Origin of the sequence: Mesorhizobium sp. ANAO-SY3R2, assembly GCF_042466635.1 — a bacterium.
Lineage (GTDB): Bacteria > Pseudomonadota > Alphaproteobacteria > Rhizobiales > Rhizobiaceae > Aminobacter.
Genome location: NZ_CP159955.1, coordinates 3,581,022 through 3,597,423, shown reverse-complemented (window position 1 = coordinate 3,597,423; position 16,402 = coordinate 3,581,022). Strand labels below are relative to the sequence as shown.

Genomic DNA, 16,402 nt, shown 5'->3' with positions numbered 1-16,402 from the left:
TCGGCCGGTCGATTTTCAACACTGTGTCGAATGCACCGATGATCACCATCACTTTCATCACCAATGACGGCAAGCAGGCGACCGCGCCCGACAACAGCAACCTGCTGCGCGTGTCGCTGCGCGAGAAGGGGGGCATTCCCTTCAAGTGCGGCGGCGGGCTCTGTGGCACGTGCCGGTGCAAGATCGAGACGGGCATCGAGAATACCGACGCCGTCAAGCCGAAGGAACGCAACCACCTGACAGCAGAGGATCTGGCTGCCGGCTTCCGCATGGCCTGCCAGACCTTCGTGCTCGGCGACATCAGCGTCTCCTGGGTGCCGAAGGCGCGCTGAGCGCACGGCATCCCGAAGCACCCAAGCAAGCAGAACGGACCGATGACAGAACGACACCTGAACTACATCGCCGGTGAATGGCAGCCCGCACGCAGCGGCGCGACCTTCGAGGACCGCAATCCGGCCGACGAGCGCGACCTTATCGGGCTGTTTCCGGACTCCGACGCGGCCGATGTCGCTGACGCGGTCGCCAGCGTTGCCCAGGCCTGGCCGGCCTGGGCGGCGCAGTCGCCCGAGGTGCGGGCCGACGTGCTGTTCAAGGCCGCCGACCTGATGTCGCAGCGCGCCGATTCCATTGCCGCCGAACTCACCCGTGAAGAAGGCAAGACGCTGACCGAGGCGCGCAACGAGGCAAGGCGCATCGCCGCCAATTTCCGCCTCTATGCCGGCGAAGCCTTGCGGCTCAACGGCGAGACCTATCCGAGCGACAGCGCCCAGCTGGTGCTTTCGGTGCGCCAGCCGGTCGGCGTGGTCGCCGTTATCACGCCGTGGAACTTTCCGCTGTCGATGGCGGCGCGCAAGCTTGGGCCAGCCCTTGCCGCCGGCAATGGCGTCGTCTTCAAGCCGTCCGAAATCACCCCGCTGATGGGCCAGCGCCTCGTCGAGGTGCTGCTCGATGCCGGCCTGCCGCCCAAGCTCGTCGCGCTGGTGCAGGGCAAGGGCGCCAAGGTCGGTCAGGCGATCACTTCGACCCGCGGCGTCGACGCGCTGACCTTCACCGGCTCCTACAGTGTGGGCAAGCAGATCGCCGCCTCGCTTTCCACCGACACACGCGTCCAGCTTGAAATGGGTGGCAAGAACGCGACAGTGGTTCTCGGTGACGCCAGCCTCGACAAGGCTGTCGCAACAATCGAGCGCGGCGCCTTCGGCCTCACCGGCCAGGCCTGCACCGGTACTTCCCGCGTGTTGGTCGCCCGCCCGCTTTACGCCGAGCTTGTGGCTCGTCTCGAAAAATCCGCCAGCGCGATCAAGGTCGGCCCGGGCACCTCGGACGGCGTGCAGATGGGGCCGCTCGCCACGCGCGCGCAGTATGACAAGGTGCTCGCCTATGTCGGCATCGCCCGTGAGGAAGGCGGCAAGGTCGTCGGCGGCGAAGCGCTGCGCGAGAGCAATGACGCGCTGGCGCATGGCTATTTCGTCCGGCCAGCCGTGGTCTCCGATCTGCCTGACAACAGCCGGCTGTGGCGCGAGGAAATTTTTGGGCCGGTGGTCGCCATTCGCCCGATCGACAGCCTCGACGAGGCCATTGCACTGGCTGACGACACCGAATACGGCCTCGCCGTCTCGCTGGTCACCGGCGACCTGGGCGCGGTGCTGCGCTTTGCCCGCGAAACCCAGCACGGCATCGTCAAGGTCAACAGCCCGACCACTGGTGTTTCGCTCAACGCGCCGTTCGGCGGCCTCAAGCATTCGAGCAACCAGGCGGCCAAGGAGCAGGGCGGCGCCAACGTGATGGACTTCTACAGCCGCATCAAGAGCATCTACCTTGGGGCATGACATGCTGGAGAGCCTCATGTCGCTGATGCCTGGCGAGTTCGTGCCCGGGAATCTGCTTGGCATGGGGCTGATGGTCTTTGTCGCAGCCCTTCTCCAGGGCATCGGCGGGCTCGGCTTTGCTATGTTCTCGGCGCCAATCGCGGTGCTGTTCTTTCCGGAGATGGCGCCGGGGCCGCTGCTGGTGCTCGGCGCGGGGCTTGCCCTGATGGGGCTGCTGCGCGACTTCGACGCCGTCGACTGGGCCTCCGTCACCACGCTGATGGCCGGCCGGGTAGGCGGCACGCTGCTCGCCGGCGCCACGCTCGCGGCCCTTCCCACCAATGCCTTCTCGATCATCTTTGCCGTGCTGATCCTGATCGGTGTCGGGCTGAGCTTCGCCGGCTGGAAGGTCGAGGCCTCGCATCCCAACATGGCGGTTGCCGGCTTCGCCTCGGGGCTGATGGGCACGATCACCTCGTCCGGCGCGCCGCCATTCGCCATCGTCATGCAATATGTGCCGCCGCGTCAGATGCGGGCGACGATCGGCTGCGTCTTCTTTGCCGGCGCCATCCTGTCGCTGTTGATGCTGGCCTATGTCGACCGCTTCACGCTGCCGCAGTTGTGGCTCGGCATCCTGCTGTTTCCGCTGATGATCGGCGGCTTCTTCGTTTCCAACCGTCTCAACCGCTATTTCTCGGCGCACGGTGTGCGTGTAATGCTGCTGACCATGTCGGGGCTTGGTGCCCTCGGAATTCTGGCCCGGACGCTGGTGCAGTGATGATACATATTACCGATGAGATGGTCGAAGCCGCCGTCAGCCCTGTCGACGCCCAGCAGGTGCTGACCGACGCCTTTCGGAGCTTCGGCCAGGACGAGGCAGCCATGCAGGAGCGCATCCGCAGCGAGGCGGGCGGCGTCAAGCTGTCGACGCTGGGCGCGGTCATCCCCGGCCAGGAGGTCGTCGGCGCGAAGGTCTACACGACGATCAAGGGCCAGTTCTCCTTCATCATCTTGCTGTTCTCCTCGGTTGATGGAAGCGCGCTGGCGACCTTCGACGCCGGTGCCATCACCAAGCTTCGGACGGCCGGCTGCTCGGTGATCGCCGCCAGGCATCTCGCTCGTAGCGATGCGGCGACACTGTCGATCTTCGGTTCCGGCCCGCTCGGCCGCGCCCATGCGGTGCAGATGGCCGAGGCCTTTCCGATCAGGCGCGTCCTGCTTGCCAGCCGCTCTTCGGATCCCGCGCTTGCCGCCGAACTGGAGGCCGCCTGCGGCGTGTCGACGAGAATGGCAACCGCCGAGGAGGCAGCCGCGGAAGGCGACATCGTGGTCACGGCCTCGCGCTCGCCCACCGCGCTGTTCTCAGGCGATCTGCTCAGGCCGGGCAGCTTCGTTGCCGCCGTTGGCTCCAGCCTGCCGACGACGCGCGAACTGGACGATTCCGCCATGGCCCGAGCATCACTCGTTGCCGTCGAGTGGCGCCGGCAGAGCCTGCGAGAAGCAGGCGACATGGTCCTGGCCGATCCGGCTGCTTTGCCGGCGGAGAAGATCGTCGAACTGGGCGAGATACTTGCGGGCAAGGCGAGGGGCCGCGCGGACGCTGACGAGATCACGATCTACAAGTCGGTCGGGGTCGGCCTGCAGGACATCGCCCTGGCGGGGCTGGCTTATCGGCGGATCTTTGGCGGATAGCTGCTAGCGGTCCAGGCCGGCTGCTGCGGACAGCCGCTCCAGGCGCTCGGCGCGCGTACCGCGGATCTCGATGAGCCGGGGCTTGTCCCCGAACAGCCCAAGTTCGTCGTCTCTCAGGATCGACTTCAATAGCTGATCCACGCGAGCGCGTAGTTTCGGGTATTCGATCGTAACTTCGATCTCGTCCGGCCGGGAAAGTGGAAGGAAAACCAGCAGGTCAAGTGAGCGAATGGCCCTTTCGATGCGTGGAAGTAGCTTCGCGTGCGGGGACCATTCGAAACCTTCCGCCGCACTCACGACGTCGAGATAGGCAATGAAATCGAGGGGGCACCTGTCAAAGACGACATCAGGCTGATCTGAGGCGAGGAACATGGAGCAGCTCGCCTCGAGTTGTGTCTCGAGGTCGGCAACCGTCGGGGCATCCGCGAACGGCGTGCCCTGCTGCACCAGAGCCCAATAGGGCTCCGCTTCCTGGACGTAGTGTTGATGCGCCCCGGTGAAATCCTCGACGAGCGTTGTCTTGCCGCTGCCATGTGTGCCAGTTACCGCGATCCGCATTCCCATCCTCCGACCTGCCATGAAGCTTTTGCCCCGGCATCAGTCAAGAGCGGGATGCCGCCATCATCTCGGCACGCCGGCGCGGTCCAGTCGAGTAAATATCGCCAAGGCCAAGGGGCTATTTGCGCCTGGTTGGCCGAGCGTCAGGATGCCGTTTCAGGAGGTAGCCGGGTTCGGCACTGTCGCCGGGCTCGCTTGGTTCCTCGCTGATCGTTCCCGGAGGGTTCTGTCCTTCGGAGTGGCGGACCTTCTCCTCGTCTTCGCCCACCGGCCCGGTATTCCCGTATTTGTCAGCCGGCTTCTTGTTCCCGGCGGCGTCCTGGGAAAATGCGTCGATCGGGTCCGGCCATGTGCGTGCCACGGGTGCGCGAGCCCCCGTCTCATAAGCCGTCGGGCCGTCGTCGTCCTGATCGTCGGGAGGTACTGGCCGCTTGTTGGTCATCGCTTGAGCCTTTGTGTTCGAGCGCTACTGCAGCCTGTATCGAACGCGCAGAGTCTAAGATGGTTCAGGCGTTTTCCGTTCTTGCACCACGCGGGGTCGTGCAAGAACGGAGAGGTCTCGAGCGAGCGGTGGCGTGCGTCGCCCGCCACCGCGGCTTCGCTCTTACAGAGCTGCACCAGCCAGTTTGGCCTGGAGCGCGTTACGATCGTCGACGGACTTGAGACGGATCGTCAGGGCCTCGCTCTTGACCGGAACCTGAGGCGGCAGGCTAACCTCTATGTCCGCAGCGTGCTGCGCGGCCCAGTTCTTGAAACGTGGCAGCTTGTTGGGGCCGCTGATGGGGAAGGTGAAGCTGTATTTGAAGGACATTTCGGTACGATCCAATGGCACGCGGCCAGTCCTGCGGGGCGCGCAAACCAAGCGCAGCCACTCGCACCAACCGGTCCGCGACTGATTCTGATGGGGAATGGGGTGCCTATCCTGGTGCCGCTCTTGCTCTCGCAGGTAGAGGCACCAGGCAATTAGCCTATGAGAAGGCTACCTTTGCAGATGACGATGAAGGCAAAGGAAATGGTCATGGTCGCAGTAGTCGGCCAAGCGGCCGCAATTGTCAAATTTCACCAGCGGCAGTGAGCCAGCTTGGTAGCTTTTCTACGGGTCGGGTGCAGCGATGCTGAGACCTGGCCGCCTAGTCCTGTGGCAGTTCGGCCGCATTGTAGACGTGACGGGCGGCGAGCAGGGCGGCGAGCTCGCTGTCGCCAGCGATCACGGCGCGCAGGATGGCGGCGTGTTCTTCCCAGTTCTGCTTGCCCCTGCGCCGGCTGATCGGCGCAAACAGCATCACGGTGCGGTCGCGTAGCGAGCGGATCAGGTCCTGCAGCACGGAATTCGCCGCGACTGTCGCAAGTGCTTCGTGGAACTCGGTATTCTGGCGCGACAGGAGCACAGGATCCTCGCAGTCCGCGAGCTTGGCGCCCTCGTCGAGGATGCGCTGCAGTGCTGCGATCTGTTCGGGGTCATGACGCTTGGCGGCAAGTTTAGCGTTCAGCGCTTCAAGGGTGGCGCGCACTTCGACGAGCTCGCGCTTCTGGTCCTCGGTGAAAACCGTGACAGAGGCGCCGCGGCGCGGCTCGATGGTGACGATGCCCTCGGCGGCGAGTTCGCGCAGCGCCTCGCGAACCGGCATGCGCGACACGCCCATCTCCTCGGACAGGCGACCCTCGACCAGCCTCTCGCCGACGGCGATCTCGCCGCTGACGATCCGCTCGCGCAGTGCGGCGGTGATCAGCTTGGTCAGCGGAGCGTGGATTTCTCCAAGTGCGACGGTCATTGTCCTACAGTTCCTGACGAGAGGGCGAATCGGCCTGCGGAAGCAATTCCTCGTGGCCGAAGATATAGCTTCGGCCATTTGGATTACAATATGCAATCCGCGTCTCAACCATCCGCGTTCCGCCGCCTGGCGGCGGCGCCAAGAGGCGGCGCCGGTCCAGCCATCTTTCGTTTCAGGCGGGCGCCAGCGTGTGCTGGAAGTTGAAGGCGTCGGAATAGATGAAGCCCGGGTTCGCGCCATGCTCGACGAACAGGTTCCTGGCGCTGGCGATCATGTTGGGCGAGCCGCACATATAGATGGCGTGCTCGGAGAAGTCGCCGATGTCCTCGGTCGCGACCTCCTGCACATAGCCCTGCCGCCCGGTCCATGACGGGCTCGGCTGTGACAGCACCGGCACATACTGGAAGTCGCAAAGCCGTTCGCCCCACGACAGGATCTCGTCGTGCAGGTAGAGGTCGGCTTCCGTCCGCATGCCCCAGTAGAGCGATACGGGCGGGCAATCGGGGTCGTCCATCAGCGATTCCAGGATGCTCTTGATCGGCGCGAGCCCGGTGCCGGTCGCCACCATCAGCAGCGGCCGGAAATCCTCTTTGCTGCAACAGAACAGGCCGTGCGGCAGTTCGACGTCGAGCTTGTCGCCCGGCCGCAGGCGCGTCAGCTGTCCGTCGGTGAAGTGGCCACCGCGCACGCGGCGGATATGCAGGTCGACGCTCTTCCCGTTCGGCACCGAGGCCATCGAGAAGCTGCGGCGGTTGCCGTCGTCGAGAAGCACGTTGAGATATTGTCCGGGACGGTAGACCAGCCCATCGGCGCCGGGAAGCGCGAGCGTCAGGTGCACGACGTCGCGGCCGAGCAGACGGACTGCCTCGACCTCGGCCGTATACCGCTCAGGATCGGAGCAGGGCGCCAGCGGCCTTTCTGTGCTGATGACGAGGTTGCCCTGCGGCCGCGCCTGGCAGGCGAGCGCAAAGCCCTCTTCCTCCAGCTCCGGCGTCAGCGCCAGCGGATGTTCCTCATAGTTGACGCAGCCTTCGACCAACTTGACGCGGCAGGTGCCGCACCAACCTTCGGTGCAGTCGTGCGGCAGCGGGATCCCCTGCCGGAGCGCCGCCGTCAGGACGGATTCCTCGGAATCGACGGTGAATGTGTCCTCGGTCTCGAGGACACGCACGACGTGGCTCATTCATGTCTCCACTGAAGAACTCGCATAAGGCGGCGTGAGCCGCCCGCATCGTCACTTCTTGATGTCGGCCTGGACCATGACCTTGTGGCCCTTGGGCTCCAGCAAAGCCTGCAGGGCGGCGAGTGCGGCAACACCGCAGGCGATGTCCTGCTCGCCATTGCCGCCGCTGAGGCCGACGCCGCCAATAACTTCACCGTCTACGACAATGGGAAAGCCGCCGACAAAGGCTGCAAAACGGCCCTCAAAGCTGAGCTGGATGCCAAATGCCTCGTTGCCCGGCAGTGCGGGACCGTTCGGCGGGGTGGTGAAGAGATGGGTCGAGCGCTTGTGGCCGGCCGCGGTGAAGGCCTTGTTCCAGGCAATCTGCGGGCCGGTCACCCGAGCGCCGTTCATCCGTTCCAGGGCGATGGGGTAGCCGCCGTCATCGGCGATGCAGACGGTTTCGGGAACGTTGAGTTCCTGGGCCTTGGCAACGGCCGCCGCAACCATGATGCGGGCTTCTTCGATTTCGAGCTTCAGAATCTGTTTCACGTCTTCCGTCCGACACAAGATTTGCGTTTGACTGGCCGGAGCAGCGCACGAGGCGGGCAATCCCGCCCCGCGCGCTCCCCCAATGCGGCTGCGGCCCGTTCAGGCGGCGAGGTTCAGTTCCTCGATCGGCAGCTCGTGCGCGACATAGTCGTGGTAGAGCGCGGTGGTGTAGAGCAGGCGCATCTGGGCGCCGACCTCGCAGATCTTGAGGCAGCGCTGCTGCATCTCGACGGTGCGGGCATGTTCCAGCACGATCTGGTAGCCGCGCTCGCCGTGGATCTCGTCGGAGACGATGTGCAGGTCGAAGAACTCGACCTCTTCGTCGGTGAAGCCGTACTTGTCGCGCAGCGTCGGCGTCTGCTTGCGGTAGATCGACGGCACCTGCGATTCCAGGCCTACGACGAGGCCGGCGACGGCAACGATCGGGTCCTCGCGCATCGCCACCGCATAGCACCAGCTCTGCAAGGCGCGGGTCGTCGGCGACATGTTGTCGGGGTCGCGCATGCGGTCACCCGTGGTGCCGCAGGCCTCGCCGAAACGGATCAGGAGGTCGGTGTGGCGGTCGCCGCCAATCTCTTCCTCATACATGTTGGCGAGCAGGAAGTCCTTGGCCTCGGTATACTGTTCGGGCATGCGAGCATAGATGTAGCCGAGATAGTCGGCGAACGGACCGACATAGTGATAGTGGTTCTCGGCCCAGCGGGCGAGGTGGGCACGGCTCAGCTTGCCGCTCGCCCAGCCAACACTGAACGGCGATTTGTTGGCGCTCTTGCCCTTGATGGCGTTTTCAAGCGCCGTGCGGAATTCGTCCGGATTCATCGCGACAGTCATTCATTGCTCCCTTCATGCGGAATCGCTGCGTTCGGTCAATTTAGAATACTGTATACCAAATCGAATTTGACGCAAGAGCCTGATCTTGGACGTGCCGTGTGCGCCCCGTCGACGTCAGGCGGTCCGTGCGCGGCTCCTGCCAGCTTTGGACCGAGCCTCGGAGGTATGCGCCGCAGTCTTCGGATTGGATCGCGCCGAAACACTTCGCTTTGCTTTGGGGATTGTGCGCTGCACCACAAATCACGGTCGTTTGCTGCAATGCCGAACGTTCGTCTGTGTGTCGATTTTGGTTCGGGTGCTTTCGTTTCTGACGTTGACTCTCGAAAGTCACTTCACTACGACACATCCTGCATTCTATAGAATGTAGAACATAGCATCGGCACGTCGGTCGGGTCGCTCCGTGACATTGAAGTCATGCGCCCAGTCGGCCGCGGCCATTACGGGAGGCTTATGTGAAGCAGACGAGTACGGGCAAATTCTCCATGTCGCGCCGCGCGGTTTTCGCGGCCGGCCTGTCGGCGGTTGCCGCAATTTCCATCTTGGCCACGGGCGCCAGCCATGCCGAGGGCGTTGGCACGGCCGACCAGCCGGTCGAGATCCGGATGATCGCCAACGAGGCGTTCGCCAACCAGTGGCAGACCAGCATGGTGCCCGAGTTCAACAAGGTGTTCCCGAACATCAAGGTGACCATCGACGGCGTGCCCTACACCGAGCTGCTGGCCAAGAGCCTGCTCGATGCCACCGGTCCGACGCCGACCTACGATATCATCATCGCCGACGACAACTGGATTCCCCAGATCGCCAATACCGGCGTCCTGCTCGACCTGAAGAAGGACGCGGCCGAGTGGACCTCGGCTGACTACGACTGGGCCGATTTCAATGCAGCCCCCCTCGCCGCCGGTGAGTGGAACGGCGTGCAGTATGGCGTGCCGCTGCGCTCCAACATGCTGTTGATGTTTGCCAACAAGGCTCTCTACGAGAAGGCCGGCTTGCCTGCGCCGACGCCGGAGCTGACCTGGGAACAGTTCTTCCAGCAGGCCGAGAAGCTGGTTCAGGACACGAATGGCGACGGCAAGGTCGACGCCTGGGCGATCGACACCTACTTCATGCGCGAGCCGCTGACCCCGACCATCTGGCAGACCATCCTCAACTCGAACGGCGGCGCACTGCTCGACGAGAACAACAAGCCTGCCTTCAACAATGAGGCTGGCGTCAAGGCGCTGCAGATGCACATGGATCTGCTGAAATACGCCCCGACCGGTGCGGTCAGCCATGGCTTCAACGAGTCGCTGCAGGCGTTCCGTCAGGGGCAGACCGCGAACATGTTCATGTGGGGCAGCGTGTTCAAGGGCACGGCCGTCGATCCGAAGACCACGACGCTGAAGCCTGAACAGGTCGGCATCCAGGTGATGCCGGTGGGATCCAAGAGTGCAGGCGCCCATCGCGGCATCTGGAGCGGCGCCATCAACAACAAGAGCGAGAACAAGCAGGCCGCCTGGGCGCTGCTGCAGTGGCTGAGCTCGAAGGAAGGCGAAGTCTGGCAGTCGAATGCGCTCGGCGTCTTCCCGGCGCGCAAGTCGACGCTGGCGAGCACCCCGGAGCATGAGTGGCTGAAGCCGGTGTTCGTCGCGCTGCAGCAGGGCTACGACGCTGCCGAGGCCGGCAAGATGTGGCGCCCGCGCCATCCGAAGTCGGACGCTGTCCAGCAGGTTCTGGCCGACGAGGTCGCCCGCGCGATGGCCGGTCAGGCAACGCCGCAGGAAGTCCTGCAGGCTGCTGCCGAGAAGATCGAGAAGCTGCTCAAGTAATGTGGCTCTGCGGCGCCGCGCGTCCGAAAGGATGCGCGGCGCAGTGGCACTTTGAAACCTGTGCATGATCCATTCCGGGGATCGAATCCGATTCTGGGGGTCGTGCGTGAGCATCGAGGAGCGCCTGGCATATGGCGACTATGGGACGTAGCCGCTCGCGCGGCGCTGCAAAGCTGGCGGATTTGATGAGCCGCTGGGCGTTCATGGCGCCCGCGACCATCATCCTGCTGGCCATGCTTGCCTACCCAATTCTCTACACGATCGAGATTTCGTTCTCGGAGCTCGATCTCGCGACCTTCACCGCAACGGAGTGGGTCGGTTGGGATAACTACGTCGAGGTGCTCAACGACGCCCGTTTCTGGGAATCGCTCAGGGTCACTGGCATCTATCTGGTGCTGGCGTTGCCCTTGCAGATGATCCTTGGCTTCGGCATCGCGTTTCTCATCAACGCGAACTGGAAGGGCCGCGTCCTCGTCCGCGCCCTGTTCATCATCCCCATGGTAGTCGCCCCCGTCGTTGCAGGCGGTGTCTGGCGCATGATCCTCGATCCGCTTTGGGGACTCGCCAACTACGTCATCGGCCTGGCCGGCTTCGAGCCGCTCGACTGGCTTGGCAACCCGAGCCTCGCCATGCTCACCGTCGTCATCATCGACACCTGGCGCTGGACCCCCTTCGTCACCCTGATCGCCACCGCGGCCCTGATGTCGCTGCCCAAGGACGTGTTCGAGGCGGCCGAGATCGACGGCGCCAACTGGTGGACCATGTTCTGGTCGATCACCCTGCCGCTTCTGCTCCCGATCATTGCCGCTACCTTCGTCGTGCGCTGGTTGGGCGCGGTAAAGATGTTCGACATCGCACTTGCCGCGACCAATGGTGGCCCGGGTGCTGCGACCAAGGTCATCAACCTGTTCATCTACGAAGAAGCGTTCCGCTCGCTCAAATTCGCCGAGTCGGCCGCGATGGCAGTCGTCATCCTGGTGCTGACCATGGTGCTGACGGCGCTGTTCCTGCGCGGCAGCCGCAAGCTGGAGGAAATGTATTGAGCGCCGCCGTCTCCACCCGCCGCCGCAAGATCCCGGTCGGCCACTATGTCCGTATCACCAGCGGCGTCGTCGCGTGCGCGCTGTTCCTGTTCCCGGTGTTCTGGATGGTGCTGACCTCCTTCAAGATGCCGCGCGACATCTTCACCACGCCGCCGACGCTGTTCTTCACGCCGACGCTCGAGACCTACATCAGCTACATGTCGCGTGCCGACATTCCGCACCGCATGCTCAACACCGTCATCGTCGCCTTCGGTTCGGGCCTTGTCTCGATCGTCGCCGGCGCCATGGCCGGCTATGCGTTGGCCCGCATCCGCTTGCGCGGTGCCGGCATGCTCGGCGCCATGATCCTCTTGTCGCGCGGCGTGCCGCCGATCGCACTTGCCGTGCCGATGTTCCTCGTTGCCCGCAGCCTCGGCCTCACCGACAAACACATCACGCTGATCCTCGCCTATTGCACCTTCCTCATCCCTTACGTGATGTGGCTGATGCGCGGCTTCTTCATGGCCCTGCCGAAGGAGCTGGAAGAGTCGGCGATGCTCGATGGCTGCACCCGCTTCGGTGCCTTCTTCCGCATCATCGTGCCGATCTCGCTGCCCGGCCTGCTGTCTACCATGATCTTCAGCGTCATCCTTGCCTGGGAAGAGCTGCTTTTCGCCCTGGTGCTCACCAACCGCAACGCCTCGACCATTCCGGTGTCGATCGCAGGCATCGCCGGCGACTCGGTCAACGGGGCCAACTGGGGAGCGCTCACCGCGGTCGGTACGCTGACCGTCGTGCCTGTGGTCATCTTCGCCCTGCTCGTCCAGAAATGGCTGATCCAGGGACTGGCCGACGGCGCGACGAAGGGGTGACGCCAATGGCCTGTTTGCACATTCGAAGGCGGGGAGGACAGCGATGAAACCGAAGGCGGTCTATCAGACCAAGGCGGAACTGGCGCGCCAGTACATCCAGGAGATGATCGTCTCCGGTGCGGTGCGCGCCGGTGCACGCATCACCACGCGTGAAATGTCCGAAGCGCTCGGCATGAGCGAGACGCCGATCCGCGAGGCGCTGCGCAGCCTTTCTGCCGAAGGCTGGCTCGATTTCCACGCTCATCTCGGCGTCGTCGTCGCCTCCTTCAACAGTGAACACGTGCATGAGGTTTATGCCCTGCGCGGCACGCTCGGCGCGCTCGCCATCGAGCTTGGAGCGCCAAGCTACACGGAAGAGCGGCTGGCCGAGATCGACCGCAACATCGCCGAGAGCGAGGCCGCGGTTTCATCCGGAGACGCCGGCCTCTATGCGCGGCTGAACCACGACTTCCACGTCCTGCTCTGCGACACGCCGCACTCGCAGTGGAGCCTCAAGCTGCTCGTCAACCTGCGGGCCCAGACCATGGCCATGCATCGCGGCTTCGAGGCGGTGCCGCAGCGCATGCGCGCCTCGCTCGATGAGCACCGCGTCATCAGGCAAGCGCTCGGCAAGCGCGACTTTGCCCTGGCCGCGGACCTGGTCCGGCAGCATGAGCGCGCCGCCGGCGATGCGCTGATCGTCGAGCTCGATCGCTCGCGGGTCGTGCAGGCTGCGAAGTGACGGCAAAGCTTGATCCATTGGGCGTTGCGACCGCTGCGCGGCAGAACGCGAACTGACTGAGGAGGTTCACCGCAAATGGTAGGTGGCGTAATGAAGACTGAACGCGAGATCACCGAACCGGTCGATCTGTGCTTGCCGAACGGACGGCTGAACCCGGCCGCCGTGGGCTGGACCCGGCAGCCGTTGCATACGGCCAACCTCAAGGGCTGGGGCCGCAACAAGCGCTTCGAATATTGGTGCATCACCACGCCCGATCTCACGGTGGCGATCAACATCTCGCACTCCGATTACCGCGTCACGCTGGCCACCTTCTTCCTCGACATGAAGACGCTGGAAACCTTTTCCCAGGCCGAGATCCATTGGCTGCCGCGCGACCGCGTCACGCCGATGCCGGAGCGCTCGGGCGACGGTTCGCTGGTCGGCAAGGGCAACGACATGAAGATCGAGATGCTCGAGGTGGAGAACGGCACGTTGCTGCGCGTCGCCACCAAGCGCCTCGACCTCGAGATCTCGGCCATCAAGGAGCCCGGGCACGAGGCCATGGGCGTCGTGGTTCCCTGGGACAACAAGCGCTTCCAGTACACCCTCAAGGACAATTGCATCCCGGCCAGTGGCTGGGTGAGGGCGGACGGCAAGAGCTACGAACTGTCAGCCGACACTGCCTTCGCGACCCTCGACCACGGTCGCGGCCGCTGGCCCTATTCGATCGTCTGGAACTGGGGCGCGGGCAGCGGCCGCACTCCTGAGGGCGAGGTCATCGGCCTGCAGTTCGGCGCCAAGTGGACCGACGGCACGCCCTCGACCGAGAACTGCCTGCGCATCGACGGCCGCATCCAGAAGATCAGCCAGGAACTGGAATGGATCTACGACCGCAACGACTGGATGGCGCCGTGGCGCATCCTGGGCGACCGCGTCGACCTGACCTTCACCCCGGTCTACGACCGCTACTCCTGCTTCGACCGCCTGGTGGTGCTGTCGCGCGAGCACCAGGTCTTCGGCTGGTACGACGGCACCGTGGTCAGCGAGGACGGCCGCCGCATCAAGGTCGAGAAGATTTTCGGCTGGGCCGAAGAGGTCAAGCGGCGTTGGTAGCACAGCCCCGCAACATCCGCGCCAGTGACAAGAATCCCAGGAAGCAGACATGAGCAACGTTGAAATCAGGGACATCCGCAAGGCCTATGCCGGCCATGCCGTCATCCATGGCATCTCGATCGATATTCCCGATGGCGAGTTCGTCGCTCTCGTCGGCCCCTCCGGCTGCGGCAAGTCGACCCTGCTGCGCATGATCGCCGGTCTTGAGGAGATCACCGACGGCGACATCGCCATTGGCGGCCGTGTCGTCAACGATGTCGCGCCGAAGGACCGCGACATCGCCATGGTGTTCCAGAACTATGCGCTCTATCCGCACAAAACGGTGCGCGAGAACATGGGCTTTGCACTGCGCATGCGCCGCACGCCCAAGGCCGAGATCGAAAAGCGCGTCAACGAGGCTGCCCGCATCCTCGGCCTCGAAGCGTTGCTCGACCGCAAGCCGCGCGCGCTTTCCGGCGGCCAGCGCCAGCGCGTCGCCATGGGTCGCGCCATCGTCCGCAACCCCAACGTCTTTTTGTTCGACGAGCCGCTGTCCAACCTCGACGCCAAGCTGCGCGGCGAGATGCGCTCGGAACTCAAGGAACTGCACCAGCGCCTGGGCACCACCACGGTCTATGTCACCCACGACCAGATCGAGGCGATGACGCTGGCCGACCGCGTCGTGGTCATGAATGGCGGCCGCGTCGAGCAGTCCGGCCCGCCGCTCGAACTCTACGATCGCCCGCAGAGCCTGTTTGTCGCCGCCTTCATCGGCTCGCCGCCGATGAACTTCCTCGAAGGCAAGATCGACGGTGCTGGCAAGCTGGCGCTCGAAAGCGGTGAAGCGCTCGATCTTCCCGCGCTTGGCCATGCGGCCGGCACGGCGGTGACCATCGGCGTGCGTCCAGAGCATTTTTTGCTTGCCGACAAGGGCTGGCCGGCGACCGTGTCGGTGGTCGAACCGACTGGTTCCGAAACCCAGATCACCGCGCGCCTCGCCGGCAGGGTGATCCGCGTGCTGATCCGCGGCCGCACCGATGTCGGCCCCGGCGACACCATTCACCTGCATGCCGCGCCGAAGGATGTCCACGCCTTCGACACCAAGACCGGTAAGCGGATCTAGCATCAGGTCGGGAAGCCTGGCGGCAGCAATTCCCGGCCCCTTCGACGGCGGCGGACTTACCGGTCCCGCCGCCGCTGCCGTTTCTGCCTATTGCTTCACGCCGGCAATGGACCCACGCACCACGAGGTCGACCGGCCAGACCTCGCCGCGCGCGCCATCTTCCAGCCCCGAAATGCGTGCTGCCAGCCGCTCGGCGACGCGCGCGCCAGCCGCCCGGATCGAGGAGCGGGTCGTCGTCAGCGGCACCGAAAAATGCTCCGGCTTCAGCCAGGGAAAGACGTCGTCATGGCTGACCAGCGACAGGTCGGTGGGGATCGTCAGGTTGAGGTCGCGCGCTGCCCTGACCACGCCGAGCGCCATGATCAGGCTCGAACAGACGATGGCCGTCGGCGCATCGGACGCCTCCAGCAGGCTGCGCGCGGCGCGATAGCCGTTTTCCTCGGTCATGATTTCCGAGCGGATGTTCATGGGCTCCAGCATCAGCCCGCTTTCCGCCAGCGCTCGGCGGGTGCCGCGCTCGCGGAAGATGGCGAAGGTCTGTGTGTCTTCGCCGTTGATCAGGGCGATGCGGCGATGGCCGAGTTGCACGAGCAGCCGGGTCGCGTCGTGGAAGGCGCCTTCATTGTCGATGTCGATGAAGGGATAGTCGAAATCGAGCCCTTCGCTGCGGCCATGGACGATGAAGGGGATGCCGAGCTGGTGGGCAAGTGCCACGCGTTTGTCCGAACTGCGTGGCGCCGAGATATAGAGCGCGTCGACCTGCTTGTTGGCGACAATGCGCCGGTAAGTGGTCTCCTCGTCGGCGGCGTCCGCCGGGCTCAGCACCAGATCGAGCTCGTGGCCGCGCGCATAGTCGCCGAGGCCCGACAGGAACTCGACGAAATGCGGGTCGATGTCGACGGCGGCACCCGTCGGCATGACGTAGCCGATCATGCCGGCTTTGCCGGTCGCCAGCCGCCGCGCGCTCGGGTTGGGTCGGTAGCCATGGCGCTTGGCGGCGTCCATGACGCGGCGGCGCGTATCCTCGCTGACCTCCGGATAGCCGTTCAGCGCGCGGCTCACCGTCGTCTGCGACAGCTCCAGCATCAATGACAGTTGTTTGAGGTTCACCTCGTTCAAATCCTCAAAGCGCTTTGAATATCGGCGCCCCCTCGGGTCTGCGCCGGTGTCCGGGGAGGATGCCAAGATAGGCTGCCGCAGCCGTCCTTTGAAGCAATATTTGCTTTTGCACCGCCAAATACCATGCTGCAACGCACATTTCATGGAGTTCTTTACTCGACCAGTCCGGCGAAGCTCTTGACTCTTTTCGCGTTCAATGGCGTGATTGCTGAAGCCAAAGCGCTTTGAAATGCCGTGGCATCACGCGAATTGCAGGCTGCGCGATACCGGGGAGAGTTCGGGGCGGTGCAG

The 16,402-nt window shown here is 64.3% G+C and carries 18 protein-coding genes; 10 read left to right on the top strand and 8 right to left on the bottom strand.

Going from position 1 to position 16,402, the window contains the following annotated elements; genetic code table 11:
• Positions 1-38: 38 nt before the first annotated feature.
• The 4 genes from ABSY17_RS22225 to ABSY17_RS22210 are packed head-to-tail and all read left to right on the top strand — an operon-like array spanning position 39 to position 3,500.
• Entirely contained in the window at positions 39-332 is a 294-nt protein-coding gene (locus ABSY17_RS22225) for a 2Fe-2S iron-sulfur cluster-binding protein (protein WP_378945625.1), read from the top strand.
• A 42-nt stretch (positions 333-374) separates the two neighbouring features.
• Positions 375-1,829 carry an aldehyde dehydrogenase family protein gene (locus ABSY17_RS22220; RefSeq protein ID WP_378945622.1) on the top strand — a complete coding sequence of 485 codons (1,455 nt, stop codon included), beginning with the start codon at positions 375-377 and terminating at the stop codon, positions 1,827-1,829.
• A 16-nt stretch (positions 1,830-1,845) separates the two neighbouring features.
• Complete coding sequence (locus ABSY17_RS22215; RefSeq protein ID WP_378945620.1) at positions 1,846-2,586, top strand: sulfite exporter TauE/SafE family protein; 741 nt, start codon at positions 1,846-1,848, stop codon at positions 2,584-2,586.
• Positions 2,586-3,500, top strand: a complete 915-nt coding sequence (locus ABSY17_RS22210) for an ornithine cyclodeaminase family protein (RefSeq protein ID WP_378952959.1) — start codon at positions 2,586-2,588, stop codon at positions 3,498-3,500. The genes ABSY17_RS22215 and ABSY17_RS22210 overlap by 1 nt, the downstream gene beginning before the upstream one ends.
• 3 nt (positions 3,501-3,503) lie before the next feature.
• Here the strand turns inward: ABSY17_RS22210 and ABSY17_RS22205 are convergent, their stop codons facing one another.
• From ABSY17_RS22205 to ABSY17_RS22175, 7 genes are all read right to left on the bottom strand, one after another.
• The gene (locus ABSY17_RS22205) at positions 3,504-4,058 is read right to left on the bottom strand and encodes an AAA family ATPase (protein ID WP_378945617.1); all 555 of its coding nucleotides are present in this window, start codon (positions 4,056-4,058) and stop codon (positions 3,504-3,506) included.
• Positions 4,059-4,176: 118 nt separating this feature from the next.
• Positions 4,177-4,500, bottom strand: a complete 324-nt coding sequence (locus ABSY17_RS22200) for a hypothetical protein (protein ID WP_378945614.1) — start codon at positions 4,498-4,500, stop codon at positions 4,177-4,179.
• 162 nt (positions 4,501-4,662) lie between these two features.
• Positions 4,663-4,869 (bottom strand): hypothetical protein, encoded by a 207-nt coding sequence (locus tag ABSY17_RS22195; protein WP_378945612.1) that lies wholly within the window; start codon positions 4,867-4,869, stop codon positions 4,663-4,665.
• Between the two features lie 319 nt (positions 4,870-5,188).
• Positions 5,189-5,830: a GntR family transcriptional regulator gene (locus ABSY17_RS22190; RefSeq protein WP_378945609.1), complete on the bottom strand. Its 642-nt coding sequence runs from the start codon at positions 5,828-5,830 to the stop codon at positions 5,189-5,191.
• A 172-nt stretch (positions 5,831-6,002) separates the two neighbouring features.
• Positions 6,003-7,013 carry a 2Fe-2S iron-sulfur cluster-binding protein gene (locus ABSY17_RS22185; protein ID WP_378945607.1) on the bottom strand — a complete coding sequence of 337 codons (1,011 nt, stop codon included), beginning with the start codon at positions 7,011-7,013 and terminating at the stop codon, positions 6,003-6,005.
• Between the two features lie 51 nt (positions 7,014-7,064).
• The gene (locus tag ABSY17_RS22180; RefSeq protein ID WP_378945605.1) at positions 7,065-7,544 is read right to left on the bottom strand and encodes a heme-binding protein; all 480 of its coding nucleotides are present in this window, start codon (positions 7,542-7,544) and stop codon (positions 7,065-7,067) included.
• Between the two features lie 99 nt (positions 7,545-7,643).
• A complete protein-coding gene (locus ABSY17_RS22175; protein WP_378945602.1) occupies positions 7,644-8,375 on the bottom strand; it encodes a TenA family transcriptional regulator in 732 nt (243 codons plus the stop codon).
• 452 nt (positions 8,376-8,827) lie between these two features.
• Between ABSY17_RS22175 and ABSY17_RS22170 the strand changes: the two genes are divergently transcribed.
• The 6 genes from ABSY17_RS22170 to ABSY17_RS22145 all read left to right on the top strand — a co-directional run bounded on the left by ABSY17_RS22170 (position 8,828) and on the right by ABSY17_RS22145 (position 14,992).
• Positions 8,828-10,183, top strand: a complete 1,356-nt coding sequence (locus tag ABSY17_RS22170; protein WP_378945599.1) for an ABC transporter substrate-binding protein — start codon at positions 8,828-8,830, stop codon at positions 10,181-10,183.
• 131 nt (positions 10,184-10,314) lie between these two features.
• On the top strand, positions 10,315-11,226 hold the full coding sequence (locus ABSY17_RS22165; protein ID WP_378945596.1) for a carbohydrate ABC transporter permease: 912 nt from the start codon (positions 10,315-10,317) through the stop codon (positions 11,224-11,226).
• Complete coding sequence (locus ABSY17_RS22160; RefSeq protein WP_378945593.1) at positions 11,223-12,077, top strand: carbohydrate ABC transporter permease; 855 nt, start codon at positions 11,223-11,225, stop codon at positions 12,075-12,077. The genes ABSY17_RS22165 and ABSY17_RS22160 overlap by 4 nt, the downstream gene beginning before the upstream one ends.
• A 43-nt stretch (positions 12,078-12,120) precedes the next feature.
• Complete coding sequence (locus ABSY17_RS22155; protein WP_378945591.1) at positions 12,121-12,798, top strand: GntR family transcriptional regulator; 678 nt, start codon at positions 12,121-12,123, stop codon at positions 12,796-12,798.
• Between the two features lie 90 nt (positions 12,799-12,888).
• Complete coding sequence (locus ABSY17_RS22150) at positions 12,889-13,890, top strand: DUF2804 domain-containing protein (RefSeq protein ID WP_378945588.1); 1,002 nt, start codon at positions 12,889-12,891, stop codon at positions 13,888-13,890.
• Between the two features lie 49 nt (positions 13,891-13,939).
• Positions 13,940-14,992, top strand: a complete 1,053-nt coding sequence (locus tag ABSY17_RS22145; RefSeq protein WP_378945586.1) for an ABC transporter ATP-binding protein — start codon at positions 13,940-13,942, stop codon at positions 14,990-14,992.
• 87 nt (positions 14,993-15,079) lie between these two features.
• Here ABSY17_RS22145 and ABSY17_RS22140 read toward each other — a convergent pair whose 3' ends face one another.
• Positions 15,080-16,102 carry a substrate-binding domain-containing protein gene (locus tag ABSY17_RS22140; RefSeq protein WP_378945584.1) on the bottom strand — a complete coding sequence of 341 codons (1,023 nt, stop codon included), beginning with the start codon at positions 16,100-16,102 and terminating at the stop codon, positions 15,080-15,082.
• Positions 16,103-16,402: the final 300 nt, after the last annotated feature.

Bases quoted from the DNA above. Each gene is read 5' to 3' on its own strand.
- ABSY17_RS22225 (WP_378945625.1), top strand. From the start codon at position 39: ATGATCACCATCACTTTCATCACCAATGACGGCAAGCAGGCGACCGCG.
- ABSY17_RS22220 (WP_378945622.1), top strand. From the start codon at position 375: ATGACAGAACGACACCTGAACTACATCGCCGGTGAATGGCAGCCCGCA.
- ABSY17_RS22215 (WP_378945620.1), top strand. From the start codon at position 1,846: ATGTCGCTGATGCCTGGCGAGTTCGTGCCCGGGAATCTGCTTGGCATG.
- ABSY17_RS22210 (WP_378952959.1), top strand. From the start codon at position 2,586: ATGATACATATTACCGATGAGATGGTCGAAGCCGCCGTCAGCCCTGTC.
- ABSY17_RS22205 (WP_378945617.1), bottom strand. From the start codon at position 4,058: ATGCGGATCGCGGTAACTGGCACACATGGCAGCGGCAAGACAACGCTC.
- ABSY17_RS22200 (WP_378945614.1), bottom strand. From the start codon at position 4,500: ATGACCAACAAGCGGCCAGTACCTCCCGACGATCAGGACGACGACGGC.
- ABSY17_RS22195 (WP_378945612.1), bottom strand. From the start codon at position 4,869: ATGTCCTTCAAATACAGCTTCACCTTCCCCATCAGCGGCCCCAACAAG.
- ABSY17_RS22190 (WP_378945609.1), bottom strand. From the start codon at position 5,830: ATGACCGTCGCACTTGGAGAAATCCACGCTCCGCTGACCAAGCTGATC.
- ABSY17_RS22185 (WP_378945607.1), bottom strand. From the start codon at position 7,013: ATGAGCCACGTCGTGCGTGTCCTCGAGACCGAGGACACATTCACCGTC.
- ABSY17_RS22175 (WP_378945602.1), bottom strand. From the start codon at position 8,375: ATGACTGTCGCGATGAATCCGGACGAATTCCGCACGGCGCTTGAAAAC.
- ABSY17_RS22165 (WP_378945596.1), top strand. From the start codon at position 10,315: ATGGCGACTATGGGACGTAGCCGCTCGCGCGGCGCTGCAAAGCTGGCG.
- ABSY17_RS22155 (WP_378945591.1), top strand. From the start codon at position 12,121: ATGAAACCGAAGGCGGTCTATCAGACCAAGGCGGAACTGGCGCGCCAG.
- ABSY17_RS22150 (WP_378945588.1), top strand. From the start codon at position 12,889: ATGAAGACTGAACGCGAGATCACCGAACCGGTCGATCTGTGCTTGCCG.
- ABSY17_RS22145 (WP_378945586.1), top strand. From the start codon at position 13,940: ATGAGCAACGTTGAAATCAGGGACATCCGCAAGGCCTATGCCGGCCAT.